Consider the following 756-nt stretch of genomic DNA (forward strand, 5'->3'; position numbering starts at 1 on the left):
CGCGGGCGCGGGCGGTGCCGGGGACGCCGGTGCCGGAGGCGCCGACGGCGGGGAGCAGGGCGCGGGTGGTGCCGGTGACGCCGGTGGTGCGGGTGACGCGGGCGGTGGTGGTGACGCCGCGGCCGGAGGGCTCGATGGCGGCGATGCCATCTTCGGCGGTGGCGCCCGCTGTTCGCTGGGCTTCAACGTCAGCGTCGACGGCGCGCCGGGCTTCCTGACCGCCGGGCACTGTGGCAACGCGTCCCAGACCTGGACCTCGGACGAGGCCGGTGCCCAGCAGGTGGGCACGGTGCAGGACTCCAAGTTCCCCGAGAGCGACTTCGCGCTGGTGATGTACGACGACGCCACCACCGAGGCGTCCAGCACGGTCGACCTCCAGAACGGCAGCACCCAGGAGATCGGGCGCGCCGTCGAGGCGAGCGTGGGCCTGAAGGTGCAGCGCTCCGGCTCCACGACCGGGGTCACCGACGGCACGGTCACCGGCCTCAACGCCACGGTGAACTACGGCAACGGCGACATCGTCAACGGCCTCATCCAGACCGATGTGTGCGCCGAGCCCGGCGACAGCGGTGGCGCGATGTTCGCCGAGGACGCGGCGGTCGGGCTGACGTCCGGCGGCAGCGGCGACTGCACCCAGGGCGGTGAGACGTTCTTCCAGCCGGTGACCGGCGCGCTGGAGGCCACCGGTGCGGTCATCGGCGCAGGTGACGGCGGCGCCGGTGGCGGCGACGCGGCGGCCGGCGCCGGCGATGCGGC

At 74.7% G+C, this 756-nt stretch carries 1 protein-coding gene; it reads left to right on the forward strand.

The annotated features are described in order from the left end of the window. The coding region (locus KN815_RS49455; protein WP_216348247.1) for a S1 family peptidase at positions 1-756 on the forward strand (756 nt) is incomplete at both ends.

It is taken from the genome of Streptomyces niphimycinicus, assembly GCF_018883605.1.
Taxonomy (GTDB): Bacteria; Actinomycetota; Actinomycetes; order Streptomycetales; family Streptomycetaceae; genus Streptomyces; species Streptomyces niphimycinicus.